Source organism: Halomonas sp. 18071143 (assembly GCF_019211725.1).
Taxonomy (GTDB): Bacteria; Pseudomonadota; Gammaproteobacteria; order Pseudomonadales; family Halomonadaceae; genus Vreelandella; species Vreelandella stevensii.
Genome location: NZ_CP078120.1, coordinates 1,614,239 through 1,631,762 on the forward strand (window position 1 = coordinate 1,614,239; position 17,524 = coordinate 1,631,762).

Genomic DNA, 17,524 nt, shown 5'->3' on the forward strand with positions numbered 1-17,524 from the left:
GGGGCTAGTCCACGTCGACATAGGCCCCCAGCTGGCGCATGCGCCGCTCGAAGCTGGCCACGTTATCCACCAGCTGGTCGGGGCCGACGGCTACGCACTCGGCCAGAATCGCTTCGCTGAGCGTGATGGCTGAGAGCAGCGACGGAAAGAAGTGAGGCGTGGCGTTGGCGACGGTGAACGTCACGCTGGCGCCAGGCACCAGCGGTGAGCGCAGGGTGTCGGTGATCACGATGGCCTGCACGCCGTTGGCGCGGGCAATCTCCAGCGCTTTGACCGTTTCGGCGCAGTAAGGCTCGAAGCCGAAAGCCACCACCACGTCCTGTTCGTCGAAGGGCGCCAGCTCCGTCAGGAGCCCGCCCTCCTGTCCGCGAATCAGCGTCACGTCGGGCATGGCGATACGCCCCACGTAGGCAAAGTGGTAGGCGCAAGCAAAGGTATCGCGAAAGCCGATCACGGCTACCCGGCGAGCCGCCAGTATGCGCTCGGCGGCGTCTTTTACCCGCGCTTGATTATCCGCCGTGAAGAGCCTGCCAATGTTGTCGAAAGCGGCATCACCCACCTCCACGAACAGCGCCTCTTGCGGGTTGCGCACCTGCTGCTTGAGCCGACTGGCACGGCCGCTCAGCTCGACCGGTGCGGCCTGCACCGCCGATTGAAAAACCTCCCGAAACGACTCGTAACTCTCGAAGCCCAGCCGCTTGGCCAGCCGGACCAGAGTGGAAGGCGTCACCGACGCGGCCTGGGCCGTTTTACGCACTGACTGAAACGCCATTTCCGTCGGGTGTTCCAACACATAGCTGGCCGCCCGTTTGAGCTGTGGGCTGAGCTTGGCGTAGTGCTCGGCCAGCTGCCGGTGGACGCTTTCCAGGTCGGGCGCAGGGCGGGTGGCGTGGTCAGGCATGGGGCTCTCTTTGATGAAGTGTAAAACGTTTGTGCCAATGATAAATGTTTTTGTCACGAATGTATTGATTATCCCCCAGCAGTGTCCTATCGTTCGGCAGTACGTTTGTTTCTCTTTTTCTATTTAAAGGAACAATCGTTTCCTTATTTGTTTTTTCCGAACGAGGTTACCAACAGCATCATGTCTGCCGACGCGCCCGCGCTGCCCACCTATGAAACGCTCCTGATCTCTCTGGATGAACACGTGCTGACCCTGCGGTTCAACCGACCCCACCGGCTGAACGCGGTGATTGAAACCCTTTATGAAGAGCTGCTCGATGCCCTGCGCTTTGCCCAGCGCGCAGCGCAGGTAAGAGCGGTGATCCTGACCGGAGAGGGACGCGCCTTTTGTGTCGGCGCGGACATGAAAGCCCATGGCAGTGCACAGCGCTCGCTGTTTCAGCGGCGGGCTTATCTGCAGTTGGGCAATGATGTCTGTGAAGCCATCGACCAGCTGGGTAAGCCGGTGGTGGCGGCCGTGAATGGCTATGCCTTGGGGGCGGGGGCAGAAATGGCCGTGGCCTGTGATTTCATCGTCATGGCTGAGGATGCCCAGATCGGCTTTCCGGAAACCAGTATTGGCACCTGTGTCGGGGGCGGTGTTTCGAAGCGTCTGCCGCAGTGGGTGGGTCTGGGCCAGGCGCGCCGCCTGCTGTATCTGGGCGACCGCATCGATGGCGTGGAGGCCACTCGGATCGGTCTGGCACTGGCCAACCATCCGGGAGCCGAGCTGATGGCCCAGGCCCAGGCGCTGGCTACTCGGCTGGCCGGGCAGGCGCCGGTCTCCATGGCGATGCTCAAGCCGCTGCTCAATCGCGCCAGCGAAACCAGCATGGAAAGCCAGCTTCAGCAGGAGCTGGACGCCGTGTTTACCTGCTCGATCACCGACGATTGGCAAGAAGGGGTCGATGCCTTTGCCGCACGACGTGCCCCGCGTTTTCAGGGCAAATGAGCCGGCTGCCACCCTGCAATCCTTTTATCGTCCGTTTCGCCCTACAGGTCACGTCATGAACCGCTTCAACGAATCACACGGCTCCCGCAGCCCGCTGCACACACTGCTTTCCCCAACGGGTATCGCTATTGTCGGTGCCTCTGCCGACCCGACCAAGCGCGGCTATAAAGCCCTGCTGGGGTTGATCAAGGGCGGCTATGAGGGGGCGATCTACCCCATCAACCCCAAGGCGGAGCAGATCCTCGACATTCCGGCCTGGCCCTCACTGGCGGACATGCCGGGTACGCCGGAGCTGGCTCTGTTGTGTACCCCGGCTGCCAGTGTACCGACGCTGATTGCCGAATGTGGCCGTCAGGGGATCAAGGGCGCGGTAGTGCTGGCTAGCGGGTTCGGCGAAACCGGGGCGGCGGGTGCTGCCCTGGAGGAAGCGATGATGGCGGCGGCCGAGGCGCATGGGGTGCGCATCATCGGCCCCAACACCTCCGGTCTGTTCAACCTGCATCAGCGCATCAACCTGCTGGACCTGACCAATGTCAGGGCAGGCGATATTGGTATCGTCTCGCAATCGGGCAATATGCTGCTGGCGCTGGCCCTGGAAGCACAGCATAACGGCCAGGTGGGGTTCAGTAGCTATATTGGCCCCGGTAACCAAAGCGACATTGGTTTCAACGACTACCTGCGCTATCTCGGTGAGGACCCGCATACCCGAGTGGCGACCCTGTACGTGGAAGGGTTTCGGGATGGACGGCGCTTTCTGGACGTGGCCCGCCAGGTCACGGCGCACAAGCCGGTGGTGGTGTACAAATCCGGCGCCACCGAGCAGGGGCAAAAAGCGGCCAGCTCGCACACCGGCGCTTTGGCAGGCAGCTACCAGATGACGGTAGACCTGCTGCGTCAGGTGGGTGTCAGCGTGGTGCAGTACTCCGACGAGATCCTGCCGGTTGCCGAAGGCCTGGGGCAATTGCAGCAGGCGCCCGGCAAGCGGGTCGTGGTGATTTCCGACGGCGGCGGCCAGGCCACCATCGCCGCCGACCGGCTCGCCGAAGCCGGGCTGAGCTTGGCGACGCTGGCACCGTCAACGCGTCATGCTCTGGAGGAGGTGCTGCTTCCTCAGGCGGCGCTGGACAACCCTGTGGATGTGGCGGGCTCCTCGGATGCCCGTCCGTCGCTGCTGGCTCGCTGCGTCGAGATCGTGATGGCCGACCCCGGCGTCGACAGCGTCTTCCTGGTAGGCATGTTGGGTGGCTACAGCCTGCGGTTTTCCGAGTCGCTGGCCGACGATGAGCTGCAGGGGGCAAAGCAACTGCTGGCGTTGGCCCAGGGCAGCGAAAAGCCGTTGGTGGTGTACAGCCTGTACGCGCCCATCAAGCCGCCTGCGCTACGCCACCTGCATGAATCAGGGCTGCCGGTGTATGCCTCCATCGAACACGCGGTCAGGGTGTTGGCGGCGCTGGGCGAGCGAGGCGAGTACCTGACGCAGGTTCGGCGCCTGGAGACGGCCTGGCAGCCCACGGCCAAGGGAGCCGCGCTGCTCGCTGGGGCCCGCGCGGAAGGGCGCGACCTGTTCGAGTTCGAAGCCAAGGCACTGTTGGCCGAACACGGCATTGCCGTGCCACCCCAGTGGTGGGTAAGCCAGGCTGATGAGCTGACATCGGTCATCGAACAGGCCGGCCAGCAGCCCTTGGCCATGAAGGTGGTGTCGCGGGACATTCTGCACAAATCCGATGCGGGCGGCGTCAAACTCCACCTGAGCGGGGAAGATGCGCTGCGCGAGGCGTTTCAGACCATCCAGCACAATGCCCATGCCTACGACCCTCGGGCCCGCTTCGAAGGCGTGTTGGTGAGCCCCATGGCCCAGCCGGGGGTCGAAGTGATCATCGGCATGTTCCGTGACCCGGTATTCGGGCCGGTGGTGATGTTTGGCCTGGGCGGCATTTTCGTGGAGGTGCTGGAAGACGTTGCCTTCCGGGCTCTGCCGCTGAGCGAGCGGGATGCCTACGCCATGGTGGAACAGATCAAGGCGCAGAAAGTCCTCGACGGCGTGCGCGGCGCTGCCGGTGTGAACAAACCGGCCCTGGTGGCTCTGCTGATGCAGGTCTCGCGGCTGGTGGAGGCCTACCCCGAGATTCAGGAACTCGACTTGAACCCCGTGCTGGCCTATCCGCAGGGGCACCCTACCGGGTATGCCATCGTGGATGCCCGCATTATCGTGGAGCGCGACCAATGACGATGACGTTGCCCAGCTTGACCGATGCCTCCCTGACGCTGCACGAGCGGGTCGCCACGCTGACCTTGAACCGCCATGACGTGCGCAACGCCTTGACCGGCACGGCACTGGTGGATGACATCGTGGCCACGGCTCGTTGGGTCAATGCTTACCCAGAGGTATCGGTGCTGGTCATCACAGGGGCAGGCAGCGCCTTCTGTGCAGGCGGCAATGTCAAGGACATGGCCAACCGCAGCGGCGACTTCGCTGGCGACGTGGCAGAAGTCGCCGAGCGTTATCGTCAGGGTATTCAGCGCATGCCGCTGGCGCTTGCCCAGGTGGAAGTGCCGATCATTGCCGCCGTGAATGGTGCGGCCATCGGTGCCGGGTTCGACCTGGCCAATATGGCGGATTTACGTATTGCTTCCCGCAAGGCGAGCTTCGGCGAGACGTTTCTCAATCTGGGCATCATTCCCGGCGATGGCGGTGCCTGGTTCCTGCAGCGCCAGATCGGCTATCAGCGTGCCTTCGAACTGACCCTGTCGGGCCGCGTGATCGATGCCGACGAGGCGCTTGCCTACGGCGTCGTGCTGGAAGTGGTCGAGCCTGAACAGCTCATGGAGGCTACCATGGCCCATGCAGCGCGTCTGGCCAGCCAGCCCCCCAAGGCCACGCGCCTGACCAAGCGGCTGATGAAAATGGCACCGGACATGGAGCTGAAAGCCTTTCTGGACGTTTGCGCCGTGTTCCAAGGGCTGTGCCATAACGAGCCCGAGCACCTGGAGGCCGTCGAACGCCTGCTGGAGCGCCTGCATCGCCCCGCCTGACGCTGAACCTGCACATCCCCTGGTACGCCTCTAACGCTCGGTTTTGCCGAGCGTTTTGCGGCTCCCTGCGCAGTGAATGACGGTTGTTCAGAGGCTGTACGGCCTGCTTGTGATCGTCTAATGTAATGAGAAGATGGCGGAGGGAGTCGCGCCGCTGTAACGCTCAGGGAGATGGCACTCTATGTCCATGGAAAGTTTGGGGCTTGCGCCCAGCACGTTGGTGTTTGTAGTTCTTGGACTCACCCTGGCGGCGTTTGTCTGGGGGCGTTTTCGCTATGATCTGGTGGCCCTGGCGGCCTTGCTGGGTTCGGTCATGCTGGGGCTGGTACCCGCAGACGATGCGTTCATGGGCTTTGGCCACCCGGCGGTGATCACCGTTGCCGCCGTGCTGGTGCTGAGCCGTGGTTTCGAACGCTCAGGGGTGGTGGACGTCATTGCCCATCAGGTGCTCAAGGTCGGGGAGCGGCTGCTGCTGCAGCTGCTGGTGCTGGTGGGCACGGTGGTGCTGTTGTCGGGGGTCATGAACAATGTTGGGGCATTGGCACTGCTGCTGCCGGTGGCCATGCGCCTGGCGCGAGAACACGATACTTCGCCCTCGCTGCTGTTGATGCCGCTGGCGTTCGGCTCGCTGCTGGGCGGCCTGACCACCCTGATCGGTACTCCGCCGAACATCATCATCTCGGCGTATCGTGGCAATATCACGGGCGAAAATTTCGGCATGTTCAGCTTTACGCCCGTGGGTGCTGCGGTGGCGTTGGTGGGTCTGGCCTTCATTGTGCTGGTGGGCTGGCGATTCACCCCCAAACGCAATGCCCAGTCGGCGGGTGATGACATGTTCGACACCGCCAATTACCTGGTCGAACTCAAGGTCAGCGAGGCCTCTAAAGCCAACGGACTGACGCTGCAACAGCTGCGCGACGAGCTGGAAGAGACCATTCCCGTGCTGGCGGTGGTGCGCGACGATGACCGGCGGGCAGGCTACCGTTTCCACGGCGTACTGCGCGAGGGCGATATCCTGCTGCTGGAGGCAGGCCCCGATGAATTGAGGCTGCTGGAAGACAAGGTGGGCCTGAGCGTCATTGCCGAGCCTGACGACGCCGAAGAAGACGAAAGCGATGAGCAAGCGGCGAAGGAGCGCCAACCGGTCGATACCGAAGGGCTGCAGTTGATCGAGGCGGTGGTGCGCAACGACTCGATGATGGTCAATCGCAGCGTGCGCCAACTGCGCCTGCATCATCAGTTTGGCCTGCATCTGGTGGCGGTGGCCCGTGACGGCGCCCGACTCAAGCAGCGGCTGCGTGACATTCGCTTTCAAACCGGCGACGTCCTGCTGCTGCAGGGCAGTGAAAACGAGATCGCCGACAGCCTGGCCACGCTGGGCTGCCTGCCGCTGGCCAACCGCGAGCTGAACCTGGGCCAGCCGCGCAAACTGCTGCTCTCTATCGGTATTTTCGTGCTCGCCATTATCGCCATGCTGCTGGATCTGATGCCCGCTGCGGTGGCCATGAGCACGGCGGCGCTGGTGTCGCTGTTGATCGGCGTGCTGCCGCTGCGAGAGGGGTATCAGGCCATCGACGGGCCGGTGATCGTGCTGCTGGCGGCCATGCTGCCCGTGGGCGAAGCGCTGGAAACCAGCGGCGGGGCAGCGATCATTGCCAACGCGCTGCTGACCTTTGGCCTGGAGTGGCCGGTGATCGTCTCCCTGGCGGGGCTCTTTCTGCTCTCCATGCTGCTGTCGAACGTGGTCAATAACGCCGCTGCCGCGCTGCTGATGGCGCCCATTGCCGCCAGCCTGGCCAATGGATTCGACGTTTCCCTGGACCCCTTCCTGATGGTGGTGGCCGTCAGCGCCTCTTGTGCCTTCCTCACGCCTATCGGTCATCAGTCCAACACCCTGGTGCTGGGGCCAGGGGGCTACCGCTTTGGTGATTACTGGAAGCTGGGATTGCCGCTTTCGCTGGTGGTGATGTGCGTGACGATACCGATGATTCTGTGGGTCTGGCCACTATAAGCAATACCTCATCGGCTTTTGGCCATGTTCGCGTGATCGATTATCGAAAATTTTGCTAATCTATTACGCACATGGATCAATCAATAACGAACAGGCCGGGCTTATGAACCAGCAGTATCGCCAGGATGCCATTGTCGAGCTGGTGCGCCAGCATGGTTACATGAGCATCGAGCAACTGACCGAACATTTTGCGGTAACGCCCCAGACCATCCGGCGTGATTTGAATACCCTGGCCAATGATGGGCGCGTCCGGCGCGTGCATGGCGGTGTAGGGGTCGAGTCGAGCACGGTGAATACCGCCTACAGCACGCGCAAGACGCTGCACCTGGAAGAGAAAGAGCGGATTGCCCGCTGCATGGCCCAGCATATTCCTCACCATGCTTCACTGTTCATCAATATCGGTACCAGCAACGAGATGATTGCCCAGGCGCTGCTGGAGCACCAGGGGCTGGAAATCATCACCAACAACCTGAACGTGGCTGCCATCCTGCAGCACAAGGAAGACTTCACGGTGATTATCGCCGGGGGGCAGGTGCGTTCGCGGGATGGCGGCATCATCGGTGAAGCCACCATCGACTTCATCAATCAGTTCAAGGTGGATTACGGCATCATCGGTATCAGTGGTATCGATGAAGATGGCTCGCTGCTGGAGTTCGACTATCAGGAAGTGCGCGTGGCCCAAGCCATTATCGCCAATTCTCGCCGGGTGTATCTTGCCGCCGACTACTCGAAGTTTCACCGTAACCCGGTGGTGCGTCAGGGCAATCTTTCGCAACTGGATGCGCTGTTCACCGACCGTCGGCCGCCGGAGTCGATTACCCGTCTGCTTACCCAGCACGATGTGGCGCTGCACATCGCCTGACCCAGCGGGAAAGGCGTCGCCACCTTGGCAAGTTTCATACTTGAGCATTGCGAGCCGCTGGCGTAGCCTTGGAGCATAATAAAACGAAACAAAACCGACAAAATCGAAAGAACCCTACAACAAAGTGAACACGATATGTCCTCCTTCATTCTTGCCATCGATCAAGGTACCACCAGCTCGCGTGCCATTCTCTTCGACCGCCAGGGCCAGGTAGCGGCCGTTGCCCAGCAGGAGTTTCCCCAGCACTTTCCCCAGGATGGTTGGATCGAGCACGACCCGGAGGATATCTGGGACTCCGTGGTGGCGACTTGCCGAGAGGTGCTGGCCAAGGCCCAGGTCAGTGCCGAACAGATAGACGGTGTCGGCATCACCAACCAGCGAGAAACCACGGTGGTATGGGATCGCGCCACGGGCAAGCCACTCTATAACGCCATTGTCTGGCAGGATCGGCGCACCTCCGAACGCTGTCAGGCGCTGCGGGACGCGGGCCATACCGAGGCGGTGCAGGCCAAAACCGGGCTGCTGATCGACCCCTACTTCTCTGCCACCAAGCTGGCCTGGATACTCGATCGGGTCGAGGGCGCTCGCGAACGGGCGGCCAAGGGGGAGCTGGCCTTCGGTACCATCGACAGCTTCCTGATCTGGCGCTTGACCGAAGGCCAACAGCACGTCACTGATGCCACCAACGCCTCGCGTACGGCGCTGTTCAACATTCATGAGCAGCGTTGGGACGATGAGCTGCTGGCGCTGTTCGGCGTACCCGACAACATGCTGCCAGACGTGAAAGACTCCAGCGACGACTTTGGCACGATGGCAGCCCACTGGCTGGGGGCTGCCTTGCCCATCGCCGGGGTTGCGGGTGACCAGCAGGCAGCCCTGGTCGGGCAAGCCTGCTTCAAACCCGGCATGGGCAAAAGCACTTACGGCACGGGCTGTTTCATGATCGTGAATACCGGCGATACGCCGTCGGTATCTCGCAACCGCCTGCTGACCACCGTGGGTTACCGGATCAATGGCCAGCCCACCTACGCCATGGAGGGCAGTATCTTCGTGGCCGGGGCGACCGTGCAGTGGCTACGTGACGGACTGAACCTGTTTGCCGACGCCTCGGAAACCGAAGCCTTGGCCCAGAAAACCCGTAGCGGGCACAGCGTGTACCTGGTGCCTGCCTTTACCGGGCTGGGTGCCCCCCATTGGGACCCCAAGGCCCGCGGCGCCATTTTTGGCCTGACCCGAGACACCGGGATCGCCGAAATCGTCGCGGCCGGGCTGCAGGCGGTGTGTTACCAGACTCGAGACCTTCAGCTCTGCATGAACGATGACATGGATGCCGCGCCAGGCAACCTGCGTGTCGATGGCGGCATGGTGAAAAATAGCTGGGTGATGCAGTTTCTGGCCGACATGCTCAACGTGCAGGTGGATCGACCGACGATTCTGGAAACCACGGCGCTGGGGGCGGCGTATCTGGCTGGGCTGCGGCTGGGGTGGTACGCCACCCTGGAAGAGATAGAACAGCTGTGGCGCTGCGAGAAGAGCTTCACGCCCAGCATGGAGGAGGCGACTCGCGAACAGCTTTATCAGGGCTGGTTGGATGCCGTTTCCCGCGTGCGCTCCACGTAGCCTCTATATCGCGCCTATTTGCTGCCTGGATTCAAACAATAAACGCTGCCCAAACAAGGGTGGCGTTTTTTTATGGGTAAGCGGATTAAATGGTTGATCTTACCTTTGCATGAGAGTGAGACAGACCGGCATCTCATCGGATTATCTGGTTGATGCTTCACCTACTGCTGGTGCATGTTTCCTTCGCTAATTCCAGCAAGACCCCCACACGCCTCAACTTCCCGGTCATCGTTGCAACTCGCTCTCAGTGAAACGAGTTGTTTCTCAAGCGCTTGCAGAGCGGTTATCTGCGACCGCACATGAGAGATGTGATCATCGAGCAAGGCGTTGACGGCGGTACAAGGCTGATGAGGGTCGTCCTGATAGCTCTGTAGTTCGTGAATCTCAGCCAGTGACAGGCCCAGGATTCTGCAGCGACGGATGAAGGCCAGCCCCTCACCATGCTTCTCGGTATAGACACGGTAACCGTTGTCCTGCCGATCAGGCGGCGGCAACAAGCCCTGCTGTTCATAGAAGCGGATCGTCTGTGTTTCGACCCCTACCAACTGCGCCAACTGACCAATGCGCATCAGCCTCCTCCCCAACGGATTCTTTACTCTATTGACCTTATAGTAGCTTTATAGTTTTAAATGGTACCACAACATTGTTCAAGTCGAGTCGTATCATGAGCAAATCCTGTGGTGGCGCCTGTGGCGGTGATGCAACGTCCGCAGCGGATACCGATATACAGGCCTCCTCCGAGGCGCCAGGGAGATGGGTCAGTGTTTATGCCGTGCCGAAGATGGACTGTCCATCAGAAGAACGAATGATTCGCCTAGCCCTGAACGGCTTTGAGGAGATTCGGGCGCTGTCCTTCGACTTGTCGAACCGCCGGCTGAAGGTCGTGCATGACGGCGAGGTCGAGCCCGTCACCTCGAAACTGAAGACCTTGGGGCTAGGCGCCTCGCTTCAGGAAACCGTCGCTGCAAATCCGGAGACCATCAAGGCCGCCGAGTTTTCGGCAGCTTCTGCTAAGCAAGAATCCGGGACCCTGCGCTGGTTGCTCGGCATCAATGCACTTCTGTTCGTGGTGGAAATGACTGCCGGTCTGATGGCTCAGTCAACTGGCCTCATTGCAGAGTCCCTGGACAATTTTGCTGATGCGGCAGTGTACGGACTCGCTCTTTATGCGGTTGGGCATAGCGTGAAAAGGCAGGTCCGTGTTGCGCACGTTGCTGGTGTGGTCCAACTGGTTTTGGCTGTTGGCGTACTCATAGAGGTGGTGAGACGCTTTGTATTCGGTAGTGAGCCTGAATCGCTGGTGATGATGGCTATCGCATTCGTCGCATTGATTGCCAATACCGCCTGTCTGCTGATGGTATCCAAACATCGGGAGGGCGGGGCGCACATGAAGGCAAGCTGGATATTCTCGGCCAACGACGTGGTGATCAACCTGGGGGTCATCACCGCCGGCGCCCTGGTCGCGTGGACCGGGTCCAATTATCCGGATCTGATTATCGGCACCATCGCGGGGGTAATTGTGCTTAACGGTGCTAGACGCATTCTGGCGCTCAAGGATTAAGCAATGTCCATTTTTGGCAAACATCTGTCACCGTACGCTCTGTTGTCCATCTCCGGCCTGCTGGCAGCGTCTGATCAGGCCGTAAAATGGCTGGTGCAACAATCAATGGCCTATGGCGAGTCTATTTCAGTGACCTCATTCTTTAACTGGGTACACGTATGGAATACCGGTGCCGCATTCAGTCTTTTTGCGAATGGTGGAGGCTGGCAGCGCTACTTTTTTATCGGAATCGCGGTAGTGGTCTCGATTTTTCTGATCAAGCTGATCCTTGAAAATCGTCATAAAGGAGAAGCCATCGCTTACAGTCTTATCCTCGGTGGCGCCATGGGCAACCTGATTGACCGGGTCTTTCGCGGCTATGTTGTGGATTCCTTTGATTTCTATTGGCGAGACTGGCATTGGCCGGCCTTCAACCTGGCTGATATTGCAATTGTCCTCGGTGCCTTACTTTTCGTTTCCAGCAGCTTGTTGGGTAAAAAAGCAAACACCAATGCCGAGCCGGATGGATCTGACTGACACCTACGCCTATACAACACCATGACCGAACTTCCCGACAACATCCTTCACCTGCCGCAATACCAAGTACTGGGCTGCAAATCAACCGACGACGAAATGCACTTCCAGGTGGACGTGCCCGATCCCATCGCCTGCGAGGAATGCGGCGTGCAGGGTGAGTTCGTACGGTTCGGCAAGCGTGACGTTCCCTATCGTGATCTGCCCATCCACGGCAAGCGGGTCACTCTCTGGGTGGTCCGCCGCCGATACACCTGCCGGGCCTGCAAGACAACATTCAGGCCCCAGCTACCGGAGATGGTGGACGGATTCCGTATGACACTGCGGCTGCATGAGTACGTGGAGAAGGAATCCTTCAACCACCCCTACACCTTTGTGGCGGCACAGACCGGCCTGGACGAGAAGACGGTGCGCGACATCTTCAACGCCCGCGCCGAGTTCCTCGGGCGCTGGCACCGCTTCGAGACGCCCCGCATCCTGGGCATTGACGAGCTATACCTGAACAAGCGCTACCGCTGCATTCTGACCAACATTGAGGAGCGAACCCTGCTCGACCTGCTGGCCACCCGCAGCCAGGACGTGGTGACCAACTACCTGATGAAGCTGAAAGACCGGCAGAAGGTCGAGATCGTCAGCATGGACATGTGGAACCCCTACCGGGCAGCGGTCAAGGCTGTGCTGCCCCAGGCCCGTATCGTGGTCGATAAGTTCCATGTGGCCGGTGGTGCGCATGGCCAACGATGCCCTAGAGAGAGTGCGCAAGGGCCTCAGAAAGGAGCTGAAACCGTCCCAGAGCCGGACTCTCAAGGGAGACCGGAAAATCCTGCTGAAACGCGCTCACGAAGTCTCAGACCGGGAGCGCCTCATCATGGAGACCTGGACAGGCGCGTTCCCGCAACTGCTGGCCGCCTACGAGCACAAGGAGCGCTTCTACGGCATCTGGGACGCCACCACACGGCTCCAGGCAGAAGCCGCCCTGGACGAGTGGATAGCCACCATCCCGAAGGGCCAAAAGGAAGTCTGGAGCGATCTGGTCAGGGCAGTGGGAAACTGGCGCGAAGAGACCATGACCTACTTCGAGACGGACATGCCCGTCACCAACGCTTACACGGAGTCCATCAACCGACTGGCCAAGGACAAGAACCGTGAAGGGCGCGGTTACTCCTTCGAGGTGATGCGGGCACGAATGCTCTACACCACGAAGCACAAGAAGAAGGCACCGACTGCGAAGGTCTCTCCTTTCTACAAGAAAACCATCGGTTACGGACTGCCGGACTTCGCAGAGGAACTCAACTACGGAGTCGATCTATCAACCATCTGAGGGTGGTATCAGATTGATGGGGTGAAGGTGCCCCATCAACCATTAAATCCGTATACCCGTATTTTTCCATCAGCTCATCCTTGCTTTCGACATGGGCAGGATCCAGCGGAATGCAATCCACCGGGCACACCTGCTGGCACTGGGGCTCGTCATAGTGGCCGACGCACTCGGTACACAGGTTGGGGTCGATCACATAAATCTCTTCACCTTGGGAGATGGCGTTGTTCGGGCACTCGGGTTCACAGACATCGCAATTGATGCAGTCATCGGTAATGATCAGGGCCATACAAATACTCCGGGGAAAGCGGGGTGGTATCAGCCGTGATAGCGTTTGAGCAGGGCATCATGCACTGCCGGATGCACAAACTGGGAAATATCGCCGCCAAGGGAGGCAATTTCACGCACCAGGGTGGAAGAAATGTAAGAGTACTTTTCCGAGGGGGTCAGAAACAGACTTTCCACCTGGGGCGCCAGTTGGCGATTCATGTTGGCCAGCTGGAATTCATACTCGAAATCCGATACCGCACGCAGGCCACGCAGCAGGATATTGGCATCGACTTCCTTGACGAAATGCGCGAGCAAGGAGGAAAAGCCGACCACTTCCACATTCGGCAGGTGGCTGAGTACTTCGCGCGCCAGCTCAACCCGCTGCTCAAGCTCGAAGGCCGGGTTCTTCTTGTTGCTGGCGGCAACGGCGACCACTACCCGGTCAAAGAGTTTGGACGCCCGCTCGGCCAGATCTGTATGGCCTTTGGTGATGGGGTCGAAGGTACCAGGATAGAGTGCGGTATTCATCGGGCAATTCCAGAATCGAGGACGTGGACTGCAGATGGTAGCCCAACGTCTGGGCAGGGCCAAGCGGGCAAGACGGAATCTGTCGGGCACAGGCCCTGACAGATTCAGGTTGCTCGGCGTTTCAGGCCGTCAACTCGTCGCGCAGCTGGGTTGCCAGGCGACCGACCAGGCCGTAGATAGAGAGCTGCGGGTTGGCGCCAATGCTGGTCGGGAACAGCGAGCCATCGAGCACCGACAAGTTACTCAACTGATGATGCCGGCCCTGACTGTTGACCACTGCTTGCTGCGGGTCCTCCCCCATGGCGCAACCACCCATCACGTGGGCGCTGGCCAGGTTGACGTCATAGATGCGGTAGCTCAATTGCTCGACCTGGGCCTTGAAGTCAGCCAGGTTACGGCTCAGGCGGCCATGGGCGTGTGCCGGCAATACCGCCTTGGCCCCGGCAGCAAACTGGATCTCACCCATCGCCAACCAGGCTCGCCGCGCGCTTTCCCACAGGTAATCGTTCAGCGGGTAGTCCAGTGTCGGGCTGCCGTCCTTGCGCAGTTGCACACTGCCACCCTGGCTCTGCTCATCAAAGCCATCACGCATCAGTGCGATCATCACATTGCTGTAGGCCAGGCGCTGCATGCGCTCGAAACTTTCCCGGCCATGCCCGCCAATGGTTGCGGCAGTGATACTCGGGTGGGTGGGCGGTACTTCCAGCTTGAAGCCCATGGGCCCGGTGGCGCCATTGCTCCACTGGAACTCATCGGAATAGATGGATTGTGGCGCTCCGTAAAAGCCATCGATGCGCTTGTCGAACTGCGCCACCGAGAAATTCACCGGGTGCAGGAAGGTACGCTTGCCCAGGCGGCCGTGGGGGTCGGGCGCTTCCGAGCGCAGCAGCAGCGCGGGCGAATTGATACCACCACCCGCCAGCACCACATGCTTGGCGCTCAGGCTAACCCGCGGACCATCGGCGCGGGTCAGGGTGCTGTTCATGCCACGGGCTTCAACGCCGGTAACCTGGTCACCACTGAACACCAGGCGTTCAGCGCGCAGCCGATGAATCAGGTGCGCACCAGCATCCAGCGCCGCCGGCACACTGGTTACCAGCATCGACTGCTTGGCATTCAACGGGCAGCCGGTACCGCAATAGCCCAGATTGGCGCAGCCGCGCACATTGCGCGGAATCACCGCCCAGTGCCAGCCAAGCTGCTCGCAACCGGCTTTCAGCACATCATTGTTGGCATTCGGCGGCACGGCCCAAGGCGAAATGCCCAGCCGCTCTTCGGCACGCTGGAACCAGGGCGCCATGCTGGCGCTGTCCAACCCGGCGACCTGATGCGCGTCGGCCCAGTGCTCCAGAGTCGCGTCAGGGGTGCGGAAACTGCTGGTCCAGTTCACTGTGGTAGTGCCACCCACACTCCGGCCCTGCAGAATCACAATGCCGTTGTCGCTGGTCGCACGCGCAGCGCCTTCCTGATACAGCTCGGCATAGGCCTTGGCCTCATTGCCCTTGAAGCTGCTGGAGGTAAACAGCCCACCTTCCTCCACCATCAGCACGCGCAGCCCAGCCTGGGCCAGAATCTCGGCGCTGGTCGCGCCGCCGGCACCGGTACCGATGATCAGCACATCGGCGTCAAAGCGGCTGTCGTTGTCCAGACTGGTCGCGTCAGTGACCTGCCAGCCGCGGGCAATGCCCTGGGTATAGATATCGGGTATCGACATGGAAGTATCCTGATCAGATGGCCGGCGGGCCGGGGTATTCAATGCTGTCCCAGGTTGCCGGCAAGGCATACCAGGCCATCAACAGCAGCTGCGTCAAAGCAGCATGGCCTTCACGCAGCAAAGCCAGCCGGCTATCGCGCCAGCGTGCCAGAAACGCAAGAACCTGCTCCGGTGAAGCATGCTCGAAACTGCCCCAGATACCCGTCATCGGCCCACGGGTAATGCCCATGCTGAGCAGGTCGAGCATCTCGTGAATGTCCTGATGAATCTGCGTGGACATATGCGCCAGGCTCCAGTCGAGCTGGCGCAGGGCCGCCGGGATCTGTGCCGGCATGGCAGGGTGCGGGCCGACCAGAGCGGGAAGAATCGCGCCCAGAATCGGCAGGTCGCTAGTGCGCAACACCTGGTAATCCGTGGCAGGTTCACTACTGCTGCAGCCGGTCAGGGTGGCCGTCATGCCGGCCGTGGTCAGTACTAGACTGGCCCCGGCGCCCAACTTGAGTAACTCCCGGCGGCTAAGCCGGGCCTGGGTGATGGAGGACATCGTTACCTCGCTAATGTGGCTGGGCCACTGTTATTGTTTTTTATCGATCTGCGGTTTTTTCGCTCAGAGCGCACATAGGTTACTGCGCTGTTGCATCAATTCGCTCACCAGCGCCATCTCAGCGAATAAACAACTTATAAACCCACTGCAGCATCTTTCCACCATAGGGTGGATAGATCGGCCGCGCACCATTGAAGCGTTGCTTGATGTAAACGCCCTTGGCCTTGCTGAAGGTCAGAAAACCCTCATGCCCGTGGTAATGCCCCATGCCCGACGGGCCGATGCCACCAAAAGGCATATCATCCTGCGCCACATGCAAAATAGTGTCATTGATGCACATCCCCCCGGCATGGGTAATCTGCATGATGCGCTGCTGATCGCTGCGGTCATAACCGAAGTAATACAGCGCCAATGGGCGCGGGCGGTCAGCAATATAGTCCAGCGCCTGCTGCAGATTCTGGTAGGGCACGATAGGCAGAATCGGACCAAAGATCTCCTCCTGCATCAGCGTCATCCCATCCGCAGTATCCAGCACCAGCGTCGGCGCGATAATCCGTGTATCGGCCAGATTCTCATTCGCCGGATTGACGGGAATCAGCCGGGCACCCTCACGCTCCGCCTGCTGCAACCAGTTACTCAAGCGCTGGTACTGCCGCTGGTTAATGATCCAGGTGTAATCCGGATTGTCGCGCAGCGTCGGATACATCCTGCTCAGCCCCTGATGCAGCGCATCAACCAAAGCATCCAGCTTATCTTCCGGGCAAAGCACATAATCGGGGGCCACACAGGTCTGGCCGGCATTGAACCCCTTGCCAAAGGCAATACGCTCCGCCGCATCGGCGATCGGCATATCAGGAGCAATCAACGCCGGCGACTTGCCGCCCAGTTCCAGTGTCACCGGCGTCAGATTCTCCGCCGCCGCCCGCATCACATGGCGTCCAATCTCGGTACCGCCGGTAAACAGCAAATGATCGAAGGGCAACTTCGAGAAGGCCTGACCAACCTCTACCTCACCGGTAATCACCGCGACCTCATCCTCACCGAAACAGCTGGCCAGCATCTGTCGCAGAACAGTAGCCGTTGCCGGCGTGGACTCGCTCATCTTGATCAGCGCCCGGTTACCCGCGGCCAGTGCACCGACCAGAGGGCCAATGGCCAGATACAGCGGGTAATTCCACGGCACCATGATGCCGATCACCCCCAGTGGCTGATAGACCACCCGCGCTTTGCCTGGCTGAAAGGCCATACCCACCTGTCGACGCGAAGGTTTCATCCATCCGCGGAGTCGTCTAGTGGTGTATTTGATGGCTTCTACCGAAGGGAGCAGCTCGGCCAGCAGGGTTTCATCCGCGCTGCGGCGGCCAAAATCGCTATTGATTGCACTGATCAGAGGCTGTTGATACTCGAGCAGCGCCTGTTTCAAGTGTTGGAGTGCCTTGATGCGCTGCTCTGCCGATGGCATGGGCGCGGCGCGAAAAGCCTTTTGCTGCTGTTGGAAAACCCTGTGCATGGCCTCAATTGCTTCAGTGCTCTCGGGCGTTGGCTGCGCGGCGTTCATAATGTCTCCGGTAGGCGGGTAGCAGCCTTGAGCAGCGCCGGGTTTCAGCGTTGGCACAGGTGCTGTATTGTTATGCTGAAAATTAATCTAGAGTAAATGCT

Annotated in this window: 14 protein-coding genes and 2 pseudogenes; 9 read left to right on the forward strand and 7 right to left on the reverse strand. The window is 60.3% G+C overall.

Annotated features, from left to right (window positions below):
* Positions 1–4: 4 nt before the first annotated feature.
* The gene (locus KVY02_RS07485) at positions 5–901 is read right to left on the reverse strand and encodes a MurR/RpiR family transcriptional regulator (RefSeq protein WP_218314883.1); all 897 of its coding nucleotides are present in this window, start codon (positions 899–901) and stop codon (positions 5–7) included.
* A gap of 180 nt (positions 902–1,081) precedes the next feature.
* Between KVY02_RS07485 and KVY02_RS07490 the strand changes: the two genes are divergently transcribed.
* From KVY02_RS07490 to glpK, 6 genes are all read left to right on the forward strand, one after another.
* Positions 1,082–1,891 (forward strand): enoyl-CoA hydratase/isomerase family protein, encoded by an 810-nt coding sequence (locus KVY02_RS07490; protein WP_026001668.1) that lies wholly within the window; start codon positions 1,082–1,084, stop codon positions 1,889–1,891.
* Between the two features lie 55 nt (positions 1,892–1,946).
* Complete coding sequence (locus KVY02_RS07495) at positions 1,947–4,118, forward strand: acetate--CoA ligase family protein (protein ID WP_218314884.1); 2,172 nt, start codon at positions 1,947–1,949, stop codon at positions 4,116–4,118.
* A complete protein-coding gene (locus KVY02_RS07500; RefSeq protein ID WP_218314885.1) occupies positions 4,115–4,924 on the forward strand; it encodes an enoyl-CoA hydratase-related protein in 810 nt (269 codons plus the stop codon). Before KVY02_RS07495 ends, KVY02_RS07500 begins: the two co-directional genes overlap by 4 nt.
* A 181-nt stretch (positions 4,925–5,105) precedes the next feature.
* Positions 5,106–6,935: an SLC13 family permease gene (locus KVY02_RS07505; RefSeq protein ID WP_218314886.1), complete on the forward strand. Its 1,830-nt coding sequence runs from the start codon at positions 5,106–5,108 to the stop codon at positions 6,933–6,935.
* A 103-nt stretch (positions 6,936–7,038) separates the two neighbouring features.
* On the forward strand, positions 7,039–7,797 hold the full coding sequence (locus KVY02_RS07510) for a DeoR/GlpR family transcriptional regulator (RefSeq protein WP_016913669.1): 759 nt from the start codon (positions 7,039–7,041) through the stop codon (positions 7,795–7,797).
* 135 nt (positions 7,798–7,932) lie between these two features.
* Complete coding sequence (glpK, locus tag KVY02_RS07515; RefSeq protein ID WP_218314887.1) at positions 7,933–9,417, forward strand: glycerol kinase GlpK; 1,485 nt, start codon at positions 7,933–7,935, stop codon at positions 9,415–9,417.
* Between the two features lie 161 nt (positions 9,418–9,578).
* Here the strand turns inward: glpK and cadR are convergent, their stop codons facing one another.
* Positions 9,579–9,986, reverse strand: a complete 408-nt coding sequence (gene cadR / locus KVY02_RS07520; RefSeq protein WP_070461291.1) for a Cd(II)/Pb(II)-responsive transcriptional regulator — start codon at positions 9,984–9,986, stop codon at positions 9,579–9,581.
* Positions 9,987–10,081: 95 nt separating this feature from the next.
* Here cadR and KVY02_RS07525 point away from each other — a divergent pair, with 95 nt between their 5' ends.
* The 3 genes and pseudogenes from KVY02_RS07525 to KVY02_RS07535 all read left to right on the forward strand — a co-directional run bounded on the left by KVY02_RS07525 (position 10,082) and on the right by KVY02_RS07535 (position 12,812).
* A complete protein-coding gene (locus KVY02_RS07525) occupies positions 10,082–10,978 on the forward strand; it encodes a cation transporter (protein WP_218314888.1) in 897 nt (298 codons plus the stop codon).
* Positions 10,979–10,981: 3 nt separating this feature from the next.
* Positions 10,982–11,494: a signal peptidase II gene (gene lspA / locus KVY02_RS07530; protein ID WP_008609163.1), complete on the forward strand. Its 513-nt coding sequence runs from the start codon at positions 10,982–10,984 to the stop codon at positions 11,492–11,494.
* 21 nt (positions 11,495–11,515) lie between these two features.
* Positions 11,516–12,812: pseudogene (locus KVY02_RS07535) on the forward strand (ISL3-like element ISPpu12 family transposase).
* A 58-nt stretch (positions 12,813–12,870) separates the two neighbouring features.
* On the opposite strand, the pseudogene KVY02_RS07540 reads toward KVY02_RS07535, so the two are convergent.
* The 5 genes and pseudogenes from KVY02_RS07540 to KVY02_RS07560 all read right to left on the reverse strand — a co-directional run.
* Positions 12,871–13,098 (reverse strand): annotated as a pseudogene (locus tag KVY02_RS07540) (YfhL family 4Fe-4S dicluster ferredoxin); the annotation flags it as partial.
* 29 nt (positions 13,099–13,127) lie between these two features.
* Positions 13,128–13,607 (reverse strand): pantetheine-phosphate adenylyltransferase, encoded by a 480-nt coding sequence (gene coaD, locus KVY02_RS07545; RefSeq protein ID WP_081194025.1) that lies wholly within the window; start codon positions 13,605–13,607, stop codon positions 13,128–13,130.
* A 121-nt stretch (positions 13,608–13,728) separates the two neighbouring features.
* Positions 13,729–15,321, reverse strand: coding sequence for a GMC family oxidoreductase (locus tag KVY02_RS07550; protein WP_218314889.1), 1,593 nt, complete (start codon positions 15,319–15,321; stop codon positions 13,729–13,731).
* 13 nt (positions 15,322–15,334) lie between these two features.
* Positions 15,335–15,865: a hypothetical protein gene (locus KVY02_RS07555; RefSeq protein ID WP_218314890.1), complete on the reverse strand. Its 531-nt coding sequence runs from the start codon at positions 15,863–15,865 to the stop codon at positions 15,335–15,337.
* Positions 15,866–15,983: 118 nt separating this feature from the next.
* The gene (locus KVY02_RS07560; protein ID WP_218314891.1) at positions 15,984–17,423 is read right to left on the reverse strand and encodes a coniferyl aldehyde dehydrogenase; all 1,440 of its coding nucleotides are present in this window, start codon (positions 17,421–17,423) and stop codon (positions 15,984–15,986) included.
* Positions 17,424–17,524: the final 101 nt, after the last annotated feature.